Annotated in this window: 21 protein-coding genes; 4 read left to right on the top strand and 17 right to left on the bottom strand. The window is 32.2% G+C overall.

Features of this window, described 5'->3' with window-relative positions; genetic code table 11:
- Window positions 1-85: 85 nt before the first annotated feature.
- A complete protein-coding gene (locus tag KA828_RS01045; protein WP_210125230.1) occupies window positions 86-1,723 on the bottom strand; it encodes a BCCT family transporter in 1,638 nt (545 codons plus the stop codon).
- A gap of 190 nt (window positions 1,724-1,913) precedes the next feature.
- Here KA828_RS01045 and mscL point away from each other — a divergent pair, with 190 nt between their 5' ends.
- Window positions 1,914-2,267, top strand: a complete 354-nt coding sequence (mscL, locus tag KA828_RS01040; protein ID WP_033080045.1) for a large conductance mechanosensitive channel protein MscL — start codon at window positions 1,914-1,916, stop codon at window positions 2,265-2,267.
- A 61-nt stretch (window positions 2,268-2,328) separates the two neighbouring features.
- Here mscL and sbcC read toward each other — a convergent pair whose 3' ends face one another.
- The 7 genes from sbcC to sosA form a co-directional block, all read right to left on the bottom strand.
- Entirely contained in the window at window positions 2,329-5,364 is a 3,036-nt protein-coding gene (gene sbcC, locus KA828_RS01035; protein ID WP_210125229.1) for an exonuclease subunit SbcC, read from the bottom strand.
- 4 nt (window positions 5,365-5,368) lie between these two features.
- Window positions 5,369-6,493 (bottom strand): exonuclease subunit SbcD, encoded by a 1,125-nt coding sequence (gene sbcD / locus KA828_RS01030; protein WP_210125228.1) that lies wholly within the window; start codon window positions 6,491-6,493, stop codon window positions 5,369-5,371.
- Between the two features lie 160 nt (window positions 6,494-6,653).
- Complete coding sequence (locus KA828_RS01025; RefSeq protein ID WP_053029400.1) at window positions 6,654-7,121, bottom strand: CcdC family protein; 468 nt, start codon at window positions 7,119-7,121, stop codon at window positions 6,654-6,656.
- 160 nt (window positions 7,122-7,281) lie between these two features.
- Window positions 7,282-7,524, bottom strand: coding sequence for a YneF family protein (locus KA828_RS01020; RefSeq protein WP_011275855.1), 243 nt, complete (start codon window positions 7,522-7,524; stop codon window positions 7,282-7,284).
- A 334-nt stretch (window positions 7,525-7,858) separates the two neighbouring features.
- Window positions 7,859-9,847 (bottom strand): transketolase, encoded by a 1,989-nt coding sequence (gene tkt / locus KA828_RS01015; protein WP_210125227.1) that lies wholly within the window; start codon window positions 9,845-9,847, stop codon window positions 7,859-7,861.
- Between the two features lie 102 nt (window positions 9,848-9,949).
- Window positions 9,950-10,183, bottom strand: coding sequence for a DUF896 domain-containing protein (locus tag KA828_RS01010; RefSeq protein WP_053029398.1), 234 nt, complete (start codon window positions 10,181-10,183; stop codon window positions 9,950-9,952).
- Between the two features lie 123 nt (window positions 10,184-10,306).
- A complete protein-coding gene (gene sosA, locus KA828_RS01005) occupies window positions 10,307-10,540 on the bottom strand; it encodes a DNA damage-induced cell division inhibitor SosA (protein ID WP_193839382.1) in 234 nt (77 codons plus the stop codon).
- A 142-nt stretch (window positions 10,541-10,682) separates the two neighbouring features.
- Here sosA and lexA point away from each other — a divergent pair, with 142 nt between their 5' ends.
- Window positions 10,683-11,306: a transcriptional repressor LexA gene (gene lexA, locus KA828_RS01000; RefSeq protein WP_053029396.1), complete on the top strand. Its 624-nt coding sequence runs from the start codon at window positions 10,683-10,685 to the stop codon at window positions 11,304-11,306.
- Between the two features lie 229 nt (window positions 11,307-11,535).
- On the opposite strand, the gene KA828_RS00995 is transcribed toward lexA, so the two are convergent.
- The 5 genes from KA828_RS00995 to KA828_RS00975 form a co-directional block, all read right to left on the bottom strand.
- Window positions 11,536-12,561 (bottom strand): CAP domain-containing protein, encoded by a 1,026-nt coding sequence (locus KA828_RS00995; protein WP_075108749.1) that lies wholly within the window; start codon window positions 12,559-12,561, stop codon window positions 11,536-11,538.
- A gap of 14 nt (window positions 12,562-12,575) precedes the next feature.
- Window positions 12,576-13,553: a GMP reductase gene (gene guaC, locus KA828_RS00990; RefSeq protein WP_210125226.1), complete on the bottom strand. Its 978-nt coding sequence runs from the start codon at window positions 13,551-13,553 to the stop codon at window positions 12,576-12,578.
- A 146-nt stretch (window positions 13,554-13,699) separates the two neighbouring features.
- Complete coding sequence (gene rpsN / locus KA828_RS00985) at window positions 13,700-13,969, bottom strand: 30S ribosomal protein S14 (protein ID WP_070855571.1); 270 nt, start codon at window positions 13,967-13,969, stop codon at window positions 13,700-13,702.
- A 484-nt stretch (window positions 13,970-14,453) separates the two neighbouring features.
- Window positions 14,454-14,603: a 50S ribosomal protein L33 gene (gene rpmG, locus KA828_RS00980; RefSeq protein ID WP_001265708.1), complete on the bottom strand. Its 150-nt coding sequence runs from the start codon at window positions 14,601-14,603 to the stop codon at window positions 14,454-14,456.
- A gap of 90 nt (window positions 14,604-14,693) precedes the next feature.
- Window positions 14,694-16,208 (bottom strand): catalase, encoded by a 1,515-nt coding sequence (locus KA828_RS00975; protein ID WP_053029391.1) that lies wholly within the window; start codon window positions 16,206-16,208, stop codon window positions 14,694-14,696.
- Window positions 16,209-16,422: 214 nt separating this feature from the next.
- On the opposite strand from KA828_RS00975, the gene KA828_RS00970 reads away from it, so the two are divergent.
- Both KA828_RS00970 and KA828_RS00965 read left to right on the top strand, forming a co-directional pair.
- Window positions 16,423-17,874 carry an amino acid permease gene (locus tag KA828_RS00970; protein WP_070855570.1) on the top strand — a complete coding sequence of 484 codons (1,452 nt, stop codon included), beginning with the start codon at window positions 16,423-16,425 and terminating at the stop codon, window positions 17,872-17,874.
- Window positions 17,875-18,021: 147 nt separating this feature from the next.
- Window positions 18,022-18,336: a hypothetical protein gene (locus KA828_RS00965; RefSeq protein ID WP_053029389.1), complete on the top strand. Its 315-nt coding sequence runs from the start codon at window positions 18,022-18,024 to the stop codon at window positions 18,334-18,336.
- A gap of 91 nt (window positions 18,337-18,427) precedes the next feature.
- Here KA828_RS00965 and KA828_RS00960 read toward each other — a convergent pair whose 3' ends face one another.
- From KA828_RS00960 to KA828_RS00945, 4 genes are read right to left on the bottom strand one after another with little or no spacing between them, the layout of a single operon-like run.
- Window positions 18,428-19,231: a Cof-type HAD-IIB family hydrolase gene (locus KA828_RS00960; protein WP_210125225.1), complete on the bottom strand. Its 804-nt coding sequence runs from the start codon at window positions 19,229-19,231 to the stop codon at window positions 18,428-18,430.
- A gap of 53 nt (window positions 19,232-19,284) precedes the next feature.
- Entirely contained in the window at window positions 19,285-20,202 is a 918-nt protein-coding gene (thrB, locus tag KA828_RS00955; protein ID WP_193839386.1) for a homoserine kinase, read from the bottom strand.
- A gap of 1 nt (window position 20,203) precedes the next feature.
- Window positions 20,204-21,265, bottom strand: a complete 1,062-nt coding sequence (gene thrC, locus KA828_RS00950; protein ID WP_210125224.1) for a threonine synthase — start codon at window positions 21,263-21,265, stop codon at window positions 20,204-20,206.
- A 5-nt stretch (window positions 21,266-21,270) separates the two neighbouring features.
- On the bottom strand, window positions 21,271-22,548 hold the full coding sequence (locus tag KA828_RS00945; protein WP_193839388.1) for a homoserine dehydrogenase: 1,278 nt from the start codon (window positions 22,546-22,548) through the stop codon (window positions 21,271-21,273).
- Between the last annotated feature and the right edge of the window lie 169 nt (window positions 22,549-22,717).

Below are 22,717 nucleotides of genomic sequence, written 5' to 3'. Positions count from 1 at the left end.
CAATTTATTATAGAGCCTAAAAAAATTGCCTTCAAGCACTGGTTAAGTGCTTAAAGGCAATAAACTTAATTACGATTACCTAATATTATTTTTCAGCGTTTCTTCTTGATTCACGCTTTTCTAAAATATCAGATTCATAATCTTGTTGCTGATATTTAACATAATCTTCAAGTCTATGTTTATTTGGTTGTAGTGTTAATCCTAAGAATTTACGTTCTTTATTTGCATCCTTATAGAAACTAATCATCATCATTATTACTACAAAGGAGAATGGGAAGGCACTTATGATTGCCGCACTTTGAATCGCATTTAATGCGTCAGCACCATTTCCTCCACCTGCTAATAATAAGATGAACGCGATTAATGATTGCGCAACACCCCAAGTTACTTTAACAGTACCAGAAGGTTCAAGTGAACCAAATGTTGTTTGCATACCTAGTACGAATGTTGCTGAATCGGCAGATGTAATAAAGAATGAAGCAATTAACACTAATGCTATAAGTGATAATGCCATTCCTAATGGAACGTGGTGGAATACACCAAATAGTTGAGTTTCAGGTGTCATATCAAATAACTCAGGATGTTTTTTACCTGTTTCGATACCTAATACACCAAATACACTGAACCATAAGAAACTTATGATAGCAGGTACAAGTAATACACCTGAAATAAATTCACGAATTGAGCGTCCTTTAGAAACACGTGCGATGAACACACCTACGAATGGACTCCAGCTTAACCACCAACCCCAATAGTAAAGTGTCCAAGAAGACATCCATTCACGTTTTTGGCCATTTAGCGCTGCAGTATCAAAACTGTTGAATAAGAATGTATTGAGTAAGCTACCAGTTGAACTAGTAAACATATTAAAGATGAGTACAGTCGGTCCAATTATTAAAGCAATAATCATTAAAAGTGTACCTAATCCAATATTTAAGTTACTTAAATATTGAATACCTTTACTTAAACCTGACCATGCACTAGCAATAAATAAAACTGTAACTACTACGATAATAATAGATTGAACCCATACATTATTTGGAATGCCAAATAGGTAATTAAGTCCACCATTAATTTGTAGTGCGCCCATACCAAGTGATACAGCTACACCTACAACAGTTGCGAAAACTGAAAGAACGTCAATAACTGTTCCGATAGGTCCTTCAACTTTATCACCTAAAATTGGACGTAATGTTCTTGAAATTAATCCTGGTTCATCTTTTCTAAATTGTGCATAGGCTAATGCTAATGCAACTACGCCATATACTGCCCAAGCATGGAATCCCCAGTGGAAGAATGTTGAACGTAATGCTTCCGTGTATGCTTCAGTAGTTTTAGGATCCGCATTAGGTGGTGAAGCAAAATCTGCCATAGGTTCAGCTGCGCCATAGAACACTAAACCTATACCCATGCCGGCACTAAATAACATTGCAAACCAAGATACTGTATTAAATTCTGGTTTATCGTTTGGTTTACCTAGCTTAAGTTTACCGATTGGACTAAAGATTAAAAAGATACAAAAGAACACAATTACTGTAGTCAAAATCATGTAATACCAACCAATCTTTTCAGTAATCCAACTACTGATATTACCTGTAATTGTACCGAATTGCTCCGGTAAAAACGCACCGATTAATACCACAATAGCTACTACTATAGCACTATAGATAAAAACCGATGAAAACTTCTTATTATGCTTTGTTTCTTCTGAAGAAGAATTCATAATTTACTTACTCCTTTCCTTTACTATATTTTAATTTACATATGATAATATTCTATGAAGTAATTTAAGACGCTATATTAAAGGATAACAAAGGCTTTATACAATAGCAAATTTCTTTTAAATTAAACATTTACTAAAATATTTATATGTTGTATAATATATTTTATTCTTATGTGGGGGTATTGAGTTTATGTTTAAAGAATTTAAAGAGTTTGCACTTAAAGGTAACGTGTTGGATTTAGCAATCGCTGTAGTTATGGGTGCAGCGTTCAACAAAATTGTTACATCTTTAGTTACATACATTATTATGCCATTAATTGGTAAAATTTTCGGCTCAGTTGATTTTGCTAAAGATTGGGAATTCTGGGGAATTAAATATGGCCTATTCATTCAATCGATTATTGATTTTATAATTGTAGCAATTGCACTATTTATATTTGTAAAAATAGCAAATACATTAGTGAAAAAAGAAGAGCCTGAAGAAGAAATCGAAGAAAACACTGTTTTATTAACAGAAATTCGCGATTTATTAAGAGCAAAATAATGATAATTAAATACAATATGGCAACGATAGTACTGATATTAAGTTGCCATATTGTATTTTTTTAATTCCATTTAAATCTGGTTTGACTTTGATATTGATTTGACGTTACTTCGAGAATTAATGGTATGCGTTGTTTCAGTTCGCTCACATGAGATATAATTCCAACCATTCTACCTGTCGTTTTTAGTTTAACGATAGTGTCTATCGCCGTTTCTAATGTTTCTTGGTCTAGCGTACCAAACCCTTCATCAATAAACATTGATTCTAATGTAATACCGCCAGATTCCTGTTGGACCACTTCACTTAAACCTAATGCTAAAGCGAGTGATGCTTGGAATGTTTCACCACCAGATAACGAACTAATGTGTCTGGATTTATTTGAATGAAAATCAAACACTTCAATTTCTAAACCACTATAACCATGAGATATTGATTCTCTTCGTTTTAATTGATATCTTTCTCCACTCATACGCTCTAAACGTATATTTGCTTGATGGATGATATGTTCTAAATAGTAAATAAGTACATAATTTTCTAATGTTAATTTCTTACTATTTTTGCCTGATAATACCTCAGATAATTCAAATATTTCTTGTTGCTCTTTTAATTCTTTGTCTAAATAATTAATATGGTTCGTTATACTATTGAATTTTTCTTTATTACTTTGTACTTTATATTGAACTGTAGCACTCATTTCCATGTAATGATTATACTGTTTTTCAATTTCAGTCTTAGTAGCGTCTAACTGATCAACCGCTTCAGGTACTTGACCTTTCGTAATATTAGATAAACGCTCAATTTCTAATGTGAATTTTTGGTGATCTTGTTCATATTGCTTAATCTTCATTTCAATTTGTTCTTTGCTATTTATCTTAGCAAGTAAAGATGCAACATCTTCATATGAATTTAATCCTATACGTTCCATTTCTTGATTAATCTTGTCGCTATAATCATTTAGTTCTTGTTTAAGTTCCTCGATACCTTGCTGATTATTATTTAAATTATTAGATTCAATTTCAATTTGTTGCTTTGTTTGGTTTAATTCTGACTCTAAAGTTTCTTTCTTCGTTACATATTCACTAACAATTTGATCATATTCCATGTAGCATTGTTCAAAATTTGATATGTCTTCGTAGTTGGTATTATCTTTAAAATCCAATATTAATGTTTCGTAATATTGCTTCAATGATTGTAATTTTTCATGTTTAATCTGTAAACTATGATAGATGTCTTTTTGCTTTTCGAGTTCTTTTTTTAATTTCTCAAGTTCTTTTAATTGAAGCTGCAGATTTTCTTTTTCTTTACTTTTTACTGTTAAGTGGGCTTCTATTTCACCAATGTCGTTAATTTCATCATCATTAAACTCTAATTCATTCATTTGTTTACTAATATGTTCAGAAGTCGTTTCAAGTTTTGTTAACTCATTCACTTTAGAATTCAACTCATTATTCACATTTTTTATTAAACTTTGATTTCTAGCGATTTCATTAAAGTTGATATGCTCATTAAGTGATTCAATCTCATTCCCACATATTGGACATGTGTCTCCAACGTGAAGCGCATTTTGAATCTCTTGAATAAATGTTTGTTTATCATTTAAATCAATATTTGTTTTATCTATTTTCTCTAATTCAACCTTCAAATCTGAGATCTGTTCTTTGACCTCACTAATTTTAATTTCAGTTTCGTTATATTTTTGATTTAATAATTGAAATTTATCTTTACTCTCTTTTAAAGCCATTTTTTTATCATATGTCATTTTTAATTCAAATATAACTTGGTTAAGTTTTTCAATATTTTCACTACTAACATCTATTTGAGCTATTTCATTATTTAAATTATTGATTAAGCCTCTATTTTCTTCTTGCGTTTGATTATTACTTTTAAGATGCGCATCATTTTGTTTAATTTCTTCAAATGCTTTCTGATATTTATTCAAATTCATATAAAATTGTTTTGTTTTTTCAACGTATGCTGCTTTATTAGTAACCATTTCAGACTGTTCATTTAAATTATTCTGTTCTTTTTGGAGTTTGTTCAAATTTGCATTAAGTTCTTCCAAATATTTTAAAATTGTATTTAACTTCTGTTGCGTATCTTTTAGCTTTTGTTCTTTAGCATTTTTTTGATCGTATAAATGACTTAAGGGTTTAACTTCCATTATTTTATGTAATTCACTTTTTAATTCTTCAATATACGCTTTATTTTTTTCAAGTTGAATTTTTTCATTTTTATTACGTTCTAGTTCTTTTAATGAATCAATTAAATTATGATTTGACTCTATCTTGCGTTTGATAGATTCAAGTGATTCGAAATGCTGTGATTTTAGATGTTCATATTCTTCACCTAAACGTTGACCTACTTGTTCAAATTGAGGTATTGCATTAACAATTTCTTTAGTTTGCATACTATTTAAGTCTTTAAATTGAATTAATGTATCATCTTCAAATGTTTCAACATCATCCCAAAGCATCTGAATTTGATCATAACGTGTTTCAATGTGCTTTTTCTCATCTTTAACTTGATTCATTAATAAATTCTGCATCTCTTCAAAACGTATACTGTTAAATAGCGTTCTTAAAATACTCTGTTTATCAGAACTATTTGAAACTAAAAATTTCTTAAATTCGCCCTGTGGTAATATAAATAATTGTCTAAATTGCTCCGCATTTATACCTAATAGTTCTTTGATATAACTATTACCTGAACTAATTTTACTCTCTCGCAATTCATATGACTGACTATCTTCATCAAATTCAAATACATCAAGTTCCCCTGCTGTTGGCGATGAATTTCCCTCTTTAACGAAACCAGCTTGTCTATATATTTTAAATTTCTTATCATTGATATTAAATTCATACTCTACACTCATTGGTGATTTACCATCAGCGAAATGACTTCGCAACTCACCCTCATTTCTTCCTTCTGTTGATGCCTTTCCAAATAATGCATAAACAATAGCATCAAACAACATCGTCTTTCCCGAACCAGTTTTCCCGCTAATTAAAAATAACTGTTCATTATTTATTTGTTGAAAATCAATCATTTCGTGTATAAATGGTCCAAAGTTATTAAGTATTAATTTAGTTGGTCTCAATGATTTAATCCTCCTTATAAATAACTTGGTTTAATAATTGGTGTATCTTTTTCTCTTGATATTCTGTTAAATCTTCATCTGTAATCGTTTTAAAGAAATTTTTAATGATAGTAGGATCATCTGTTGTTTTAAAATTTGCATAAGTGGTATCATTTCGACTTTCAAATGTGATATTACTTAAAGATAATGTATTCGGAAATAGTTGTTTAAGGTGGATAATTGGATCGGTAACATGCGACATATTTTTTAGTTTAAAATGGAAATAGTTGTCTTTACTCTTCACAGGAACATTTCCTTGTACGACATCCATATAGTCCCCTTCAATTTCTTCTAATTCTCGCAATGGCTTCAATTGAACAAACTTAGTTTCAATGTTGTTTTTTGATTTTATTGTTAATCTCTTATAACCTTTAGCTTGATTAACCTCTGAAAATGAATATTGCAATAGTGAGCCACTATAATCAATGACATTATCGGTGATGCTAAACGGATGATGCAAATGTCCTAAGAGCACTCTATCGAACATTTTAAAATTAGACTTTTCTACACTCTCAACTGTCCCAATTGTAAGAGGTCTCTCAGACTCTGATGTTTTACCACCTTTAATAGTTAAATGGCCAATTAATATATTGATTTGATTTTGATCTAAATGCGTTGACATATGCTCGATACATTTTTGAGTTGCTTGCTCATAGGTCTTTATCTTATCGTCATTAAAAAAGGCTTTAATTTCACTAATTGTGGCAAATGGGAGTGTGTAAAAGTTGATGTCATTAATCGTTATGGGTGTAGACATTGAATGAAGTTGCGTTCGAATATATAAATGTGAAAACTCAAACCAAGTAGAACCATAGTTTAATCTTTCTCTACCATCATGATTTCCATTCGTTATAATCGTCGGAATCTCCATGATTACATTGATTGTTTTAATCGTTTCTTCAAAAAGTTTAATTGTTTCCTTACTAGGATAAGACGTATCATAAATATCACCTGAAATGATTAAAACATCTGGTTTCTCGTCTTTCAAATTCTCAATAAACTGGTTTAGTATGTATCGTTGATCTTCTAAAAATTGCTTACCATTTAAAATCTTACCTAAATGCCAATCAGCAGTATGAATAATCTTCATTTTAACTCCTCCATCAAGAACATTTGTTCGTATTTATTATATCCTGAATTACTTCATAGTTCAAACTAAAAAAGGTGGAACGATATCATTAAGAAGTCGTCTTCCACCTAACAAACAATGTGTCTTTATATTCTTTCAAACACGCTATGCTAACCCTAGCTTATTTTACAATTTTACTTTTCAATTTTTTATATTTATACAACATAGCTAATCTCCAAGGTACAATCATGCTAAAGGCTAATAAGAAGAACATACCGCCAATTTCACCTGGATCAATTTGACTACTAATAAATATTTTAATTACAGTTCGTATAATTAACAATGATATTAAAATAATTGGAAATGCTTTAGAACGCTTCATATAAATATCAGTACCATGTATCTCAAAATGACTTGTCCATATTAGGACTGTAGAGAATAAAACGCCGAGTATGATTGATTCTAAGATTTCCATCCCAGTTAATCTAAAGTACGGAATCACATACATCAATGCACCTGTAGCCATAAAAAATGGTGGTAAAATGATTTTCTTTTCATTAACAGGAAAGTTTTGTGCTTTCATGCGAATAAAAATTACCACGATTCCCATAAATAATGCAAATACAATTGAAAAAATTAAATATGCCAACGTTACACCCTCTTATATTCATAAACTCTTACTAGAGATTACTTAATTAAAAGTAATTTGATATTTTAAATCTTTTTAATTTTTTTAAATAACACTAAAGATGTTTTACTATAAAAATAAAGGATTGTAAACCTTAAAGGTCTTACAATCCGTTAGAAGATTATTTTTTTGAACTTTTCATGTTTTGATCCATGTTTTTATTCATCATTGTCATCATTTGATTGATTTTCTTTTGCGATGGTTTTTGACCCATTTGCATCATCATCATACGTAACATTTCTTCATTAATAGGTGGGTTTTTTTTCAGATAATCCATCATGTATTTACGTGCTAAAAAGAAACCACCAACTAGTCCACCGATAAGCGCTACAATGATTAATAAAATTGCTAACCACGTTGCCATTGTTTCACCCACTTTCTATATCCTACTGAATTTTACTAAATTACTATTCTATTTTCAAGAGCTAGTTAGTAAATCTATATCCAAATGTTATCATAACAAATACTTACTCAAATGTAAGTCTTATTTTTAAACTTACACATAAAAATTTAAAATCAATTATATATTTTTATAAATAAATGAAGCGGGACAAAATTCAATTTGAATTCATTGTCCCGCCCCTACAAAGATATATGACTAAGAAAGCATGTTCAAACGCTGTCTTAGATTAGTTAACTTCTAGGCATTAACTAATATTTCCACTATCTTTTTGTACCAAGCTTTCATTTTTCTATCATTAAAGTGTACGAATTTGATTTAATACATTTTCTTTTGTGAAACCATATTTTTCGACAACTAAATCACCAGGGGCACTTGCACCAAACTGATCAATACCAATCACTTTACCTTCTGTTCCAACATATTTATGCCATCCTAGTGGTGATGCCATTTCAATTGCCACACGTTTAGTGATTTCTTTAGGAATTACAGATGCTTTATATTCATCTGATTGTTGTTCAAAAGCAAACCAGTTTGGCATTGATACTACACGTACACCTTTACCTTGTTTATCTAAATCTTTAGCCGCTTCAATAGCTAAGCTAACCTCTGAACCAGTTGCTAGTAACAAGTATTCAGGCTTAGTTTCTGTTTCAAAAACAACATAAGCACCTTTACGAACACCTTGTTCAACTGTATCTTCATCAACGTCTAAGTATGGTAGATTTTGACGTGTAAGTACTAATGAAGTAGGTGTTTGTTCTGATTCTAGCGCAACTTCCCATGCTACTCTTGTTTCGTTTCCATCCGCGGGACGTATAACATTCATATTTGGAATAGATCTTAATCCAGCTAATTGTTCAATTGGTTCATGAGTAGGACCATCTTCACCTACTGCAATTGAATCATGTGTAAAGATAAATGTTGAATTTAATCCCATAATAGCTGATAAGCGTAACGCAGGTTTTAAGTAGTCACTAAATACAAAGAATGTTGCACCATATGGATGTAAACCGCCGTGTGCTGCCATACCATTTACAGCTGCACCCATTGCGAATTCACGCACGCCAAACCATATATTTTTACCTTCAGGTGTATTTCTATCATAATCAGTTGCTTCTTTTACATTTGATTTATTTGAACCAGCTAAGTCAGCTGAGCCACCAAAGAATGAAGGCACAGATTTACTTAACGCTTGGATGATTTCTCCTGAATCAGCACGAGTTGCAGCATTATGATCGCTATCAAAGCGTGGTAATTCATCTCTATAATTTGTTGGTAATTTACCGCTAATAGCCAATTTAAATTCATCAGCTAATTCTGGATATTTATTTGAATACGTTTCTAATAATGCTTTCCATGCGTCTTCATGTTCATTTGCACGTTTTAGCATTGTAGTTTGGAAAATTTCATATACTTCTTCTGGAACGTTGAAACGTTTTTCTGGATCTAAACCATATGCTTCAAATGTTAATTTTCTTTCATCTGAACCTAGTGGTGCACCGTGAACGCCATTCGTTCCGCTAACATTAGGCGCACCATAACCAATAATTGTCTTAACTTCAATCATCGTTGGTCCATGTTGTGATTTAGCTTTCGTAATCGCTTGATCAATAGCATCAAGATCATTACCATCTTTAACTAAAATGTGATTCCAACCATAACTTTCGAAACGTTCTTTTACATCTTCTGAAAATGCTTTGTTTAATTCCCCGTCTAATGAGATATCATTTGAATCATATAATACGATTAATTTATCTAATTGGTTGTGACCTGCAAATGAAGCAGCTTCATGAGAAATACCTTCCATTAAGTCACCATCAGATGCTAGTACGTAAGTATAGTGATCAACAATATTGAAGTCATCTTTATTAAATTTACCAGCTAAATGATCTTCAGCTAATGCCATACCCACTGACATAGCAAAACCTTGTCCTAGAGGACCAGTAGTAACTTCAACACCATCAGTGTGTCTGAATTCAGGGTGTCCAGGTGTTTTAGAGCCCCATTGTCTAAATTGCTTTAATTCTTCTAATTCAAGACTACCTGAAACATGTAATAAGCTATATAATAGCGCAGAACCATGGCCTGCTGACAATACAAAGCGGTCTCTATTAAAATAGTCTTTAGATTGAGGGTTAAAATTTAAATGGCGTGTCCATAACGTGTATGCCATTGGTGCAGCGCCCATTGGTAACCCAGGGTGACCTGAATTAGCTTCTTCTATTGCATCGATACTTAAAGCTCTAATAGTATCTATCGCTAGTTGATCTTTCTCGTTAAACATCTCTAATACTTCCCTTCTATTTAAATCATATTTGTTATATTATAACTTAAAAATAGTGTAATTGATAATCGTTTAGTCTCAAAGAACCTTACTTTAAATTTACTACTTTTTATTTTGTGCTTGAATTTTTTTTAATTTTTCAGGCGTAACATCATTACCTTCTGGATCAATTACTTTTGTACTTTCAATTTGTTGTTTAAATCCTTTTCTAAATGCTTCTAAATATTTTTTACGTAATTTTGATTGTTCTTTAGCTTCAGCTTCCGTCAAGCCCTGCTCTTTTTTCTTTTTAGCTAGTTCATTAATTCTATCTATATTTAAATTATCTTTAGGCATCTTTATCACTCTTTCTATATATAACTTTTTCATTCTCTTTTACTTCATAGAATATAACAAAAAAGAGGCCTAGGCAAAAGCTATAGACATTTCAATAGCTTCGATAGACCTCAAAATTGATACTTATCTGACAAAGGCGAACACTTTGTAGTCATTTTGTTCCCCATTCGTATTATTTACGTTCTTATTATCATCTTTAATTATTGCCTGTTTAGAAATTGTATGATCAGTGATTTCGTACGTTTGTTCCGTTTGAGCGTTATGATATAAATTCATGAAAAATACTATAAAAACAACACAAGATATTGATACAACAGCTATATTCGTAATTAATTTATTTTTATATTTATTAAACATTACTTCCACCTCTAGAACATTTGTTTGTATACACACTTTAACAGAACATCTGTTCCTAGTCAACACAAAAACGAACAAATGTTTGTTCATTAAATAAATAAATGCTATACTATAGTTAAATAAAACTAGGGAGTGCCTATATATGAGAGAATTAACTAAACGTCAAAGCGAAATATATGATTATATTAAACATGTAGTACAAACGAAAGGATATCCACCTAGTGTTCGAGAAATCGGTGAAGCTGTTGGATTAGCGTCAAGTTCTACTGTCCACGGCCATTTATCACGACTAGAAGAAAAAGGATATATTAAAAGAGACCCTACTAAACCAAGAGCGATTGAAATTGTTAGCGAACAAACGAATGATTCAGTTAACATGGAAGAAACAATTTACGTTCCTGTAATCGGTAAAGTTACTGCTGGTATTCCAATTACTGCAGTAGAAAATATTGAAGAATATTTTCCATTACCAGAGCATTTAACATCTACACACAATAGTGACATTTTCATTTTAAATGTTGTTGGTGAAAGTATGATTGAAGCTGGCATTTTAGACGGCGACAAAGTTATCGTTAGAAGTCAAACCATTGCTGAAAACGGAGACATTATTGTAGCTATGACTGAAGATGATGAGGCAACGGTTAAACGTTTCTATAAAGAGAAAACACGTTATAGATTACAACCTGAAAATAGTACAATGAGCCCAATTTATCTTGATAACGTAACCGTTATTGGTAAAGTGATTGGTTTATATAGAGAATTGTAGTTCTAAATTTTAAAATTTACGTTTACCTCTCTCTTATATATCGAAATAAATAAAGAACTAGCAAAGTTTACAATGTAGACTTTGCTAGTTCTTTTGCTTTTCATTTTCTTTTTTATTCAAAATTTCTTTAACTTTGTCTAGAATATCTAGTTTTTTCACATCTTTAGTTGTCATAATATCAACTTCCTTATCAACTAAAAGATACCCTAAATAAGTTGGTTTAAAACACTTACCCAGTATAATTTTCTGTCCAATATGGCTGACGCTCATCATTAAAATCAACGCCTACCCCTAGTGTTTTAAAATTTGAATTCAATATATTTTTTCTATGACCAAGTGAATTCATTAATCCTTCATGTGCAAATATACTATTTTGTTGACCGTAAGCTAAATTTTCACCTGCAGCGTTAAAGTCAATGTTATCAGCCTTTAATCTATCAAATGGGGATGCCCCATCTAAATTGTTATGATCAAAATAATTCTGTTTTACCATATCTTCACTATGCTTTCTCGCAGTATTAGACACATCTTTAGCATAACTTAATGTATTCAGTCCATGTTGTTTTCGCTCTGCATTAACTAAATCATAATTTTGATATTCAAAACTCTGTTCTAACGTTGAGGATGGTGCACCATAGTGTTGAGTCAATCTTTTTTCCATAGCATCACTAACTTGAAGTAATGCGGTAACACCATTGTCATTATGTTTATCATAAAAAACAGTTGTATAAATATTATCCTCATGGAAAACATCATATTCATCACTACTGATATCAATTCGATATCTGCCTTTAACCATTTCTTTTAACGGCTTACCAAGTCGTTCTTTTACGACATCTTTAGGTGTGTTATATTTCACTTTAGATTTAGAAGTAATGACATTCTGATTACTATACAATGCATTGACCTTATTATCAATATAGCTAACCATAACAAAGTTTTCGTAATCATTGTTGTAATAGGCATACCATTTCGTTCCATATTCGTTAGATGTTACTCTTTTAGGTTGACCTAATTGACGCTCAACTTTGTCTTTGGACATATTCATTTGAATATTATTGATTGCAAAGTCTTGATCTTTAGGTGTCTTTAGTGCATTGTTTTTAACACTTGAGTCTTGGTTCATTACTTGTTGAACTTTACTTCTTACGTCATTTTGAATATTTATTAGTATTTGATTTTCTTTTAATGGTATTAATAAAGTTACAAATAACAATACCAATGAAAGTAAAAAGAATTTTTTGATAATGTACACCTGCCACTCAAATTTTAATCTTTGTCCCCATTAAAAATTGAATTTCGTACGATAACATAATCTACAGTTGTTAATGATTTTAGATCTTTTCCACCTGCGTATGAAATTGAACTTTGTAAATCTTGTTGCATTTCAGTCAAAGTATCTTTTAATGACCCTTTGTGTTCAACAAACATTTTTTTGCCTTCTACATTCTTATGTTCGCCTTTTTGGAATTCAGATGCACTACCAAAATATTCTTTATAACGTTTACCGTCTAATTCAACTGTTTCACCTGGTGACTCTTCGTGAGCAGCAAATAAAGAACCAATCATCACCATACTCGCACCAAAACGAATTGATTTGGCTATATCACCATGTGTTCTTAAACCACCATCAGCAATAATAGGTTTACGTGCTGCTTTACTACAAATGTTTAAGGCTGCTAATTGCCAGCCACCAGTACCAAAACCAGTCTTAATCTTAGTAATACAAACTCTACCTGGCCCAATTCCAACTTTAGTGGCGTCAGCGCCTGCATTTTCAAGTTCTCGAACACCTTCTGGCGTACCTACATTCCCAGCAATTACAAATGATGAAGGAATATGCTTTTTAATATGCTTAATCATTTTAATAACTGAATCTGAGTGTCCATGAGCGATATCAATCGTAATATACTCAGGCGTCAATTGTTTGTCAGCTAAATCTTCAATAAATTTAAATTCATTTGCTTTAACACCTACTGATATAGATGCAAATAAACCTTCATTTTGCATATTTTGAATAAATGGAATACGAGCTTCTTCATCAAAGCGATGCATTATATAAAAGTAATCATTTTTGGCAAACCAATGCGCTAGTTCTTCACTCATTACAGTCTGCATATTTGCAGGAACTACAGGTAACTTGAATGTTTTAGGTCCGAATTGGACAGTTGTATCACATTCAGAACGACTTTCAACGATACATTTATTTGGAATTAATTGAATATCCTCATAATCAAAAATTTTCATACTTTTTAGCCCCTATACAATCATATTTATTAAGTAAAAACGAACGTTTAGTATATCAAAACTAAAAATCATTCATTTTCTCACCCTTATATACTTTACAATGTTTTAATTGTCTTGTAAATGGACTAAAGTACTAGATTTGAATTTTACCAACTTGATTTTTTAACACCAGGAATTTGTCCTTTATGTGCATGTTCTCTAAATGCAATTCTAGACATTTCGAATTTTCTCATGACACCTCTTGGACGGCCTGTCACTTTACATCTACGAGTTAAACGTGTTGGAGAAGAATCACGTGGTAATTTACGTAATGCTTCATAATCTCCTTTTGCTTTTAATTCTTGACGTAATTCATAATATTGATTTACTAATTTTTCTCTTTTCATTTCTTTAGCAATTTTAGATTTTTTTGCCATTTGAGTCACTCCTATTTTTATAAATCGTAATTATTACGTTTTATATAATAACATATGATTTTAAATTTACAAGACGAATAACTCAATTTAATAAATTAATTGCAAACATTCGTGATCATTAAAAACGAGAAAACGTTTATTTTGAATGATCATGACTATTATAAATGGACAGTATTCTTACGATCATTATCATATCAATTATTACGTCAAATTAAGAAAGCAGCCTAATGAGAACCCTCATAAAACTGCCATATTATAAGTATTTGACTAATCGTAGAAAAGAGGCTGAGACAAAATAAAATGTCTCAGCCTCTATTATCATTTTGGCAATAGTTGATGATTTGAAATACGCTTAAACCAAGCTATTTCAAACCTAGTCAACCTAGCCTGGGGAGGACAATGAAATAAATTTGAGAAAATATTGTTTCTGCCCTACTTCCCATTGTTAACTTTATCTTTATTGTCGTATTTAAAAGATAAGATATTATTTAGTTTCACGGTGTAGCGTGTATTTATTTAATCTTGGGCAATATTTTTTCATTTCAATACGCTCAGGATTGTTACGTTTGTTTTTAGTAGTAATATAATTACGATCGCCACATTCTGTGCAAGCTAATGTTACATTAACGCGCATAATTAACATCCTTTCTTGTTTAACTAGGAATACTTACGATTTAAAATTTTACCATAATACAATGTTCAACGCAATTGAATTTTTTCAGTACTATTTAAAATTTTCGTAAGTTTCGTCGTTAGTACCTTCTAAATCAACATCATTGATATCGATTTCTAAGGCTTTGGCAACACCTTTACCATATTCTGGATCAGCTTTATAGCAATGACGGATATGTCTATGTTTAACATCTTCACTCACACCATCCATTGCATTTGCTGTGTTTGTAAAGATTCTTTCTTTCGCATCATCTGATTGTAAACGGAATAATTTACCTGGTTGTTCAAAGTAATTGTCATCGTCTTGTCTTTGATTATATTCGTAGCCATCACCGTCTACAGGGAATGCTGGTTTTTTATATTCAGGTTGTGATTGATACACACCTTTATTATTTGGATAGTAATGTGGGCCTCCACCTTGGTTACCATCAAGGAATCTCATTTGGCCATCACGACTAAATGGACACATGTTTTCAACACCAACACCTTTAGGTTGGTTTACAGGTATTTGCCAGTGGTTAACACCTAATCTATAACGTTGTGCATCACCGTATGAGAATAGTCGACCTTGTAACATTTTATCTGGTGAGAAGTCTAAACCAGGAATAATGTTTGTTGGTGCGAACGCAGCTTGTTCTACATCCATAAAATAGTTTTCAGGGTTTCTGTTAAGTTCAAATTCACCGACTTCAATTAATGGATAATCACCTTTGTACCATACTTTAGTTAAATCAAATGGATTATCTGGGTGATTTTTAGCTTGTTCCTCTGTCATGACTTGGATATACATTTTCCATTTAGGATAATCGCCGTTTTCGATTGCATCATATAAGTCACGTTGAGAAGATTCTCTGTCTTGACCTACAATTTCAGCCGCTTCATCATCAGTATAATTTTCGATACCTTGTTGCGTTCTGAAATGATATTTAACCCATACACGTTCACCTTCATCATTGTACATAGAATATGTGTGCGAACCGAAACCATGCATATGGCGGAAGTCTTTTGGCATACCTCTATCAGACATTAAAATAGTAACTTGGTGTAACGCTTCAGGTAAACCAGTCCAGAAGTCCCAGTTATTTTGTGGACTTCTCATATTAGTACGTGGATCTCTTTTAACGGCACGGTTTAAACTCACAAATAATTTAGGATCTCTAAAGAAGAATACAGGTGTATTGTTACCTACTAAATCCCAGTTACCTTCTTCAGTGTAGAATTTTAGTGCAAATCCTCGGATATCCCTTTCTAAATCGGCAGCGCCACGTTCACCTGCTACTGTTGAGAAACGTGCAAACATTTCTGTTTGTTTCCCTACTTCTGAAAAGATTTTAGCATTTGTATATTTTGTAATATCATTTGTAACAGTAAAGGTACCAAATGCACCTGAACCTTTCGCGTGCATACGACGTTCAGGAATGACCTCACGATCAAAGTGAGACATTTGCTCTAAGAAATAAGCATCTTGCATTAATAGAGGACCTCGCGGACCAGCTGTCATACTGTTTTCTCTATCTGAAACTGGGTGCCCAAACAAACCAGTCAATCTTTTATCATCTTTCGCCATAGTTAATTCCCCTTTCACTTATTTATAATAATTATAATTTAGAATCTACTATTAATAAACCCATAAGTCCTATAATTGAAACATTTTCAATAATCTGTAAAAAGTCAGAAAATTTAAAATTTTTAAGCTAAATTGTTCAAAAGTTATTGAATACTGTCTTCAAAAGGATTAAAATGGTTTGTATATTTTAAATTTTAGAATTAGGAGTCATCATATGGAAGATAACAATATGAAACGTGGTCTTAACTCAAGACACATATCTATGATTGCTATAGGTGGCGCAATTGGTACAGGGCTTTTTGTAGCAACAGGTAGTGTTGTTGCTCAAGCGGGTCCTGGGGGCGCTATTTTAGCTTATTTATTAATCGGAGTAATGCTTTACTTTTTAATGTCATCAATCGGTGAACTAGCAACTTTTTACCCTGTTTCAGGATCATTCAGTTCTTACGCAACGCGATTTGTAGACCCTTCTCTTGGCTTCACTATGGGATGGTTATATTACATTATGTGGTCATTAGTATCTAGCGTAGATGTAATGGTAGCTTCAAATGTGCTTTATTATTGGGACGTATTCAAATTCTTTAGTCCACTTACTTGGAGCTTAATTTTTATAACTATTGTATTTTTATTAAATATTTTTACGGTTAAAGCCTTTGGAGAAACTGAATTTTGGTTATCACTCATAAAAGTTGTAACTATTATTATATTTATCATTGTTGGCTTCTTGATGATTTTCGGTATTTTAGGTGGTCACACGTATGGTTTTGAAAATTATACAAAAGGTGACGCCCCATTCGTAGGCGGTCTATCTGGTTTCTTAGGCGTACTATTAGTAGCCGGCTTCTCAGTTGGTGGTACTGAAGTTGTAGCAGTAACTGCTGGTGAATCTGACAATCCACAAAAGACAATGCCTAAAGCTGTTAAACAAGTATTCTGGAGAATTTTATTATTCTACGTATTATCTATAGGTGTCATTGCGGCTATTATTCCATATACAGATCCATTATTATTAAATGAGAATGAATCCGTTTCACAAAGTCCTTTTACAATTGTATTTGATAGAATTGGTGTTGCATTTGCCGCTTCAGTTATCAATGCTGTTATTTTGACATCATTATTATCAGCGACAAATTCAGGTGTCTACACTACAAGTAGAATGTTATTCTCTTTAAGTGATGAGAAACAAGCACCTAAATTCTTAAGTAAATTAAATGATAAATCTAAACTACCATTACGTGCATTAGTAACAACATACATTTTAATTGTCGCAATTATCATTATTGCTAATTTCTATTCAAATGCTGTGTTTAGCTTATTAAATATTATAGGTTCATTGGTCATTATTGTATGGGCAGCTAGTTCGTGGGCTCAAGTTAGATTACGTAGGGCAATTAAACGCCAAGGTCAAGATATTAATGAACTATTACCTTACAAATCACCTTTATATCCACTAGGACCAATTTTAGTATTTGCAACTTTAATTTTCTTATATTTTGGTAATTCTATTGGAGATTTATTTGATGGTAATATAGGCAAATTCTTCGTTAATATTCTGCCAATCATTATCTTAGGGCTTATTTTCTTAGCTCATAAAATAATCAGAAAAACAAAATTTGTAAAATTAAATGATATGGATATTACACCACATCATTATCATAACGATTAATTAAATCATTGAGTGCGAGAAACAAAAAGTGGATTAACCGCTTTTTATTTCTCGTATTTTTATAGTTACAATATATTGATTATTTTCGAAAAATCAGTTATCTAGTATAATAATAGTAAAGATGATGACTTAGAGGTGAATAGCAAAATGGTTGGTCAAACAAACTTATTTGATGATGTCATTAAAAGTGAAGAACGTTTCGTTATCGTTGTACAATCTCTCGAGGAAAAAAATGGTCAATTGCTAAAACGTACTTTAAGAGAGTACCCTAGCCTTGAACATGACCAAATGGAGAATTTGTTTACGCATTTAAAGGATGTATTTAGTACAGAGCCATTTGGTGAAAATCAGTCTGCGTTTACTATTACAGTCTATACCAATTTAGATTATGCTGCGGACCAAGTTTATGCTTATGTTAAGCGCTATAAAGGTAAACATGAATGGACACATACTGCTAAATAAATATAAAAAGGCATGAGAATAAGCATGGCTTGTTCATCATAGTTTTAATGATGAACATAGACCGCACTCATTTCTCATGCCTTATTTTGTACTATAAAAGTTCTTTCAATGCCTCTGGTATGCCATTAGAATCGTTATCTAACGTTATTTTATCCGCAATCGCTTTAAGTTCTTCATTGGCATTTCCCATTGCAATCGCACAACCAACGACTTCAAACATAGATTGATCATTCAAACTATCTCCAAAACAAATCACGTCAGATAATGATATATTCATTTTCTCACATAAAGCTTTTATCGCATTACCTTTAGAAACATCTTTAGCCATAAATTCTAAAAAGAATGGTTTACTTGTTGTCACGTCTATTTCCGAATTAAAACGTCCATGCAGGTCGTCACGTACTTTAGAGATATTCGAAGCATAATCAACACCCATTGCTTTAGGTACATCTTCTTTGATATATGCTTTAATATCTTCGACGCGCTTCATAGGTAGTTCCGTAAGTTCAGATTCAATATCTCTATATTCGTGATCACCATCATGAATGATGTATCCGTCTTGATAAGTCAATATTAAGAAATGGTGTTTACGACAAAAATCTGCAATAAGGTCAAAATTTTTCTTCGATACACTTTGACTCACTTCTACTTCTTCTGTAGACACTTTGATTGTTTTGCCACCATTGTAACTAATGATGTAACTATCATGTACATCTAATTGAAGTTCTTTAGCAATGGGCAACATACCTTCAGTAGGTCTTCCTGAAGCTAGCACTACTTTATACCCTTGGTTCTGAATATCTATTAAATAATCTTTTGTTTCTTGACTTACTTTATTTTCACTATTAATTAATGTATCGTCCATATCCATGACAACCATTTTATAATTATTCATATCTGAAGTGTACTCCTTTCGACAATTCACTCTTTTATATTTTACAATAAAATTTATGAAGGATACACAATTTCTTCTACAACACCTATTTCATTAATTGTAGCTAGTTCAGAATGACATGACGCAACTTGTTGTCTCAATGCTCTAACTAATTGCCCGCTCTTCTCTTTACGACTCAATGTCAATATTGTAGGCCCTGCACCACTTATCACTGTCGCATAGGCATCGTATTGTTGAGCCAATGCTTTAACCTCTTTAAATTCAGGTATTAAATGCTGACGAAATGGCTCATGAAAGCCATCCTGAGACATCATTTTTCCAGCAAGTTCATAATTATGTTGAATTAATGCACATAGCATCGTGTTACTAATTGCACTACTTTGAACCGCACGCTTATGAGAAAATTGATCAGGTAATACATTACGAGAGTCCTCAGTCTTTAATTCATAAGGAGGTATAGTTAAAATGATATCAACGTTTGGTACATCAATATGTGCTACGTTCGTTTCATTAGTTTCGGGATTATAATAACCTGCTAACAAACCACCATATATTGTAGGTGCTACATTATCGGGGTGACCCTCAATTTCTGTTGCTAATTGAAGTAGTTCGTATTTAGATAATTGTATATTGCCAAAATAGTTAGCAATATATAATGCACCTACTAACGCTGATGCTGAAGATCCTAAGCCTCGTGCTAAAGGAATGTCACTTCTCATTGAAATACTTAAGCTAGGCAATTGAACATTATATTTTGATGCAACCTGTTGCGCTACTTTATAAACATAATTCTCCTTACTATTAGGAAGTGACGCTAATTCAGAATTCAGATACGTAAATTCCCAATTATCCCCTTCAATTCGTTCCACATAGAGATGCAAATATTTATCTATAGCCATACCTATTGAATCGAAACCAACGCCTAGATTAGCCGTAGACGCTGGTATCTTTAAGTGCAATTGTTCGCTCATTTTACAAAGCCCCTTTTATGTAATCAATAATACTTGATTTATCGTTAGGAAGCGGTTGAATCGGATTATCTAAAATCGAAATAGCAGTGTCAGGATCTTTTAATCCATTACCAGTTAAAATTGCCACTACTTTTTTACCTTTAGGTAGTCGACCTGCACGATGTAATTTAATTAATCCAGCAATTGATGCATTACTAGCCGGCTCACTAAACACACCTTCTTTAGATGTCATTAATTGATAAGCTTCTAATATCTCTTCATCTGTAACACTATCAATTAATCCTTTAGACTCATCTAACGCTTTAGTAGCTTTAGTCCAACTCGCTGGATTACCAATTCGAATAGCTGTAGCAATTGTTTCAGGGTTTTTAATCACTTTATTTTGTACTATTGGTGAAGCACCTTCTGCTTGGAAACCAAATAATCGCGGTAATTGACTACCTTTTTTCTCATGATATTCTTTAAACCCTTTCCAGTAAGCAGTAATGTTACCAGCATTACCAACTGGAATTGCAAGTATGTCAGGTGCTTGTTCTAATTGCTCAACAATTTCAAATGCACCTGTCTTTTGTCCTTCAATACGATAAGGATTTACAGAATTAACTAGTTCAATCTCTTCGTCATTTTTAGCAATTTCCTTAACTATTTCCAACGCTTCATCAAAGTTTCCTTCAATTGAAACGATTTCAGCACCGTACATTACAGCTTGCGACAATTTACCAAGTGCAATCTTTCCTTCTGGAATAACCACAATTGCTTTTAGTCCAGCTCTTGCTGCATACGCAGCTGCGGAAGCTGAAGTGTTACCAGTAGATGCACAAATGACGACTTTCTTCCCTTGTTCTTTCGCTTTAGTAACAGCCATAACCATTCCTCTATCTTTGAAAGAACCTGTTGGATTTGCACCTTCATATTTTACATATAAATCAATATCTAACATGTCCGATAAATTGTCACAATGAATCAATGGTGTATGACCTTCATTTAAAGTTAACTTTGGTGTGTCGCTATTAACTGGTAAATGTGCTTTAAACTCATCTACTAAACCTTGCCATCTTTTCATAAACATTAAACCCCTTCAACTGGATAAATTTTCTCGATATTAAAATCAGCTTTACTTAAAACGCTTTCCGGTGATTGATCTAAACCAACAATAACTACACCATAAGATTGATCATCACGCTGTTCAACCTGTAGTGATTTGTGGAATGGTAACGTTTCTTTCAATAATGATTCAAATTTTTCTTTTGATAAGTCACTTTTTAGAACGACATAATAATTTAACTTCTCTTGAATGGATACTACATCTTCCGTATCCATCAGTTCTCGTGTTGCATCCGTTTTCAGTTCAAAGTGTGGCGGTAATGTATGTGTATTTGATTCAAAGAATAATGCAACGTTTAATAAGTCACTTACAACGGCACTACCAGTAGCTAGGCTACCTGCGCCTTTCCCATAGAACATTGTGTCACCTACTGCATCTCCTACGACATAAATAGCATTATATTCATCTTCAACTGTAGCTAGTTGGTGGGATTTATGTATTAATGTTGGTTCAACTGATGCGTTCACTTTACTATTTTGATAAGTTCCCTTACCAATTAGTTTGATTTTATAGCCTAATTTATCAGCTACATTGATATCAGATAGCGTTGTTTGGCTGATACCTCGAACCTTAACATCATTTAATTTAATAACTTGGTTAAACGATAAATAAGACGTAATAACAACTTTGCGCGCTGCGTCAATGCCTTCTACATCATCAGTTGGGTCTGCTTCAGCAAATCCTAATCGTTGTGCTTCATCAAGTGCTTCTTCAAACGTTGTTTGTTCGCGCGTCATTTTAGAAAGAATGAAGTTAGAAGTACCATTGAGTATTCCCATAAACTTAGAAATATTATTCGCATTCAATCCATTATTAATTGCATTTACAATAGGAATACCGCCAGCAACACTCGCTTCAAACTTCAACGCAAGTCCTTTCTCTTCTGCTAAATCTTCTAATAATTTTAAATGTACTGCTAATAAATCTTTATTTGCAGTGATGACATGTTTCCCGCTCTTTAACGCATCTCTCAACCAATCTACAGTCGGCTCGATACCACCCATAACTTCAATGACAATATCAATGGAATCATCATTTAAAATTTCATTAACATCTTCAGTTAAATGATATCGGCTAATATTAATAGGTCTTTTCTTAGTTTTATCACGTACTAAAATATGTTTAATAACAATATCTTTGTTTAACGTATCAATGATTTGTTGTCGATTTTCTTCAATTATTTTAACTACGCCTGATCCAACTGTTCCTAGACCAAGTAAAGCAATATTTAATTCTTTCATATTTTTATCTTCCCCCATTTGTATAATTGAGAAATACAATTGTCTTGTTGAAATATACTTTATTTTAGTATACTATTAAACCATATTAAATTGATAGGACTTTTTAGCATAAAATGTAAATACTTAGCTATATATTATCACGTGATATCAGAAAATTAAATAGAATTTT

Source organism: Staphylococcus sp. GDY8P85P, from assembly GCF_017892405.1.
Taxonomy (GTDB): domain Bacteria; phylum Bacillota; class Bacilli; order Staphylococcales; family Staphylococcaceae; genus Staphylococcus; species Staphylococcus borealis.
This window is presented reverse-complemented; position numbering and strand designations above follow the sequence as displayed.

What these genes read in the sequence shown, in the direction of transcription:
- KA828_RS00965 (WP_053029389.1), top strand. Translation starts at nt 18,022, where the DNA reads ATGGTTGGTCAAACAAACTTATTTGATGATGTCATTAAAAGTGAAGAA.
- mscL (WP_033080045.1), top strand. Translation starts at nt 1,914, where the DNA reads ATGTTTAAAGAATTTAAAGAGTTTGCACTTAAAGGTAACGTGTTGGAT.
- KA828_RS01020 (WP_011275855.1), bottom strand. Translation starts at nt 7,524, where the DNA reads ATGGCAACGTGGTTAGCAATTTTATTAATCATTGTAGCGCTTATCGGT.
- rpmG (WP_001265708.1), bottom strand. Translation starts at nt 14,603, where the DNA reads ATGCGCGTTAATGTAACATTAGCTTGCACAGAATGTGGCGATCGTAAT.
- KA828_RS01010 (WP_053029398.1), bottom strand. Translation starts at nt 10,183, where the DNA reads ATGCCTAAAGATAATTTAAATATAGATAGAATTAATGAACTAGCTAAA.
- sbcD (WP_210125228.1), bottom strand. Translation starts at nt 6,493, where the DNA reads ATGAAGATTATTCATACTGCTGATTGGCATTTAGGTAAGATTTTAAAT.
- KA828_RS00945 (WP_193839388.1), bottom strand. Translation starts at nt 22,548, where the DNA reads ATGAAAGAATTAAATATTGCTTTACTTGGTCTAGGAACAGTTGGATCA.
- lexA (WP_053029396.1), top strand. Translation starts at nt 10,683, where the DNA reads ATGAGAGAATTAACTAAACGTCAAAGCGAAATATATGATTATATTAAA.
- KA828_RS00975 (WP_053029391.1), bottom strand. Translation starts at nt 16,208, where the DNA reads ATGGCGAAAGATGATAAAAGATTGACTGGTTTGTTTGGGCACCCAGTT.
- guaC (WP_210125226.1), bottom strand. Translation starts at nt 13,553, where the DNA reads ATGAAAATTTTTGATTATGAGGATATTCAATTAATTCCAAATAAATGT.
- KA828_RS00960 (WP_210125225.1), bottom strand. Translation starts at nt 19,231, where the DNA reads ATGAATAATTATAAAATGGTTGTCATGGATATGGACGATACATTAATT.
- KA828_RS00970 (WP_070855570.1), top strand. Translation starts at nt 16,423, where the DNA reads ATGGAAGATAACAATATGAAACGTGGTCTTAACTCAAGACACATATCT.
- KA828_RS01045 (WP_210125230.1), bottom strand. Translation starts at nt 1,723, where the DNA reads ATGAATTCTTCTTCAGAAGAAACAAAGCATAATAAGAAGTTTTCATCG.
- tkt (WP_210125227.1), bottom strand. Translation starts at nt 9,847, where the DNA reads ATGTTTAACGAGAAAGATCAACTAGCGATAGATACTATTAGAGCTTTA.
- thrC (WP_210125224.1), bottom strand. Translation starts at nt 21,265, where the DNA reads ATGAAAAGATGGCAAGGTTTAGTAGATGAGTTTAAAGCACATTTACCA.
- sosA (WP_193839382.1), bottom strand. Translation starts at nt 10,540, where the DNA reads ATGTTTAATAAATATAAAAATAAATTAATTACGAATATAGCTGTTGTA.
- thrB (WP_193839386.1), bottom strand. Translation starts at nt 20,202, where the DNA reads ATGAGCGAACAATTGCACTTAAAGATACCAGCGTCTACGGCTAATCTA.
- rpsN (WP_070855571.1), bottom strand. Translation starts at nt 13,969, where the DNA reads ATGGCAAAAAAATCTAAAATTGCTAAAGAAATGAAAAGAGAAAAATTA.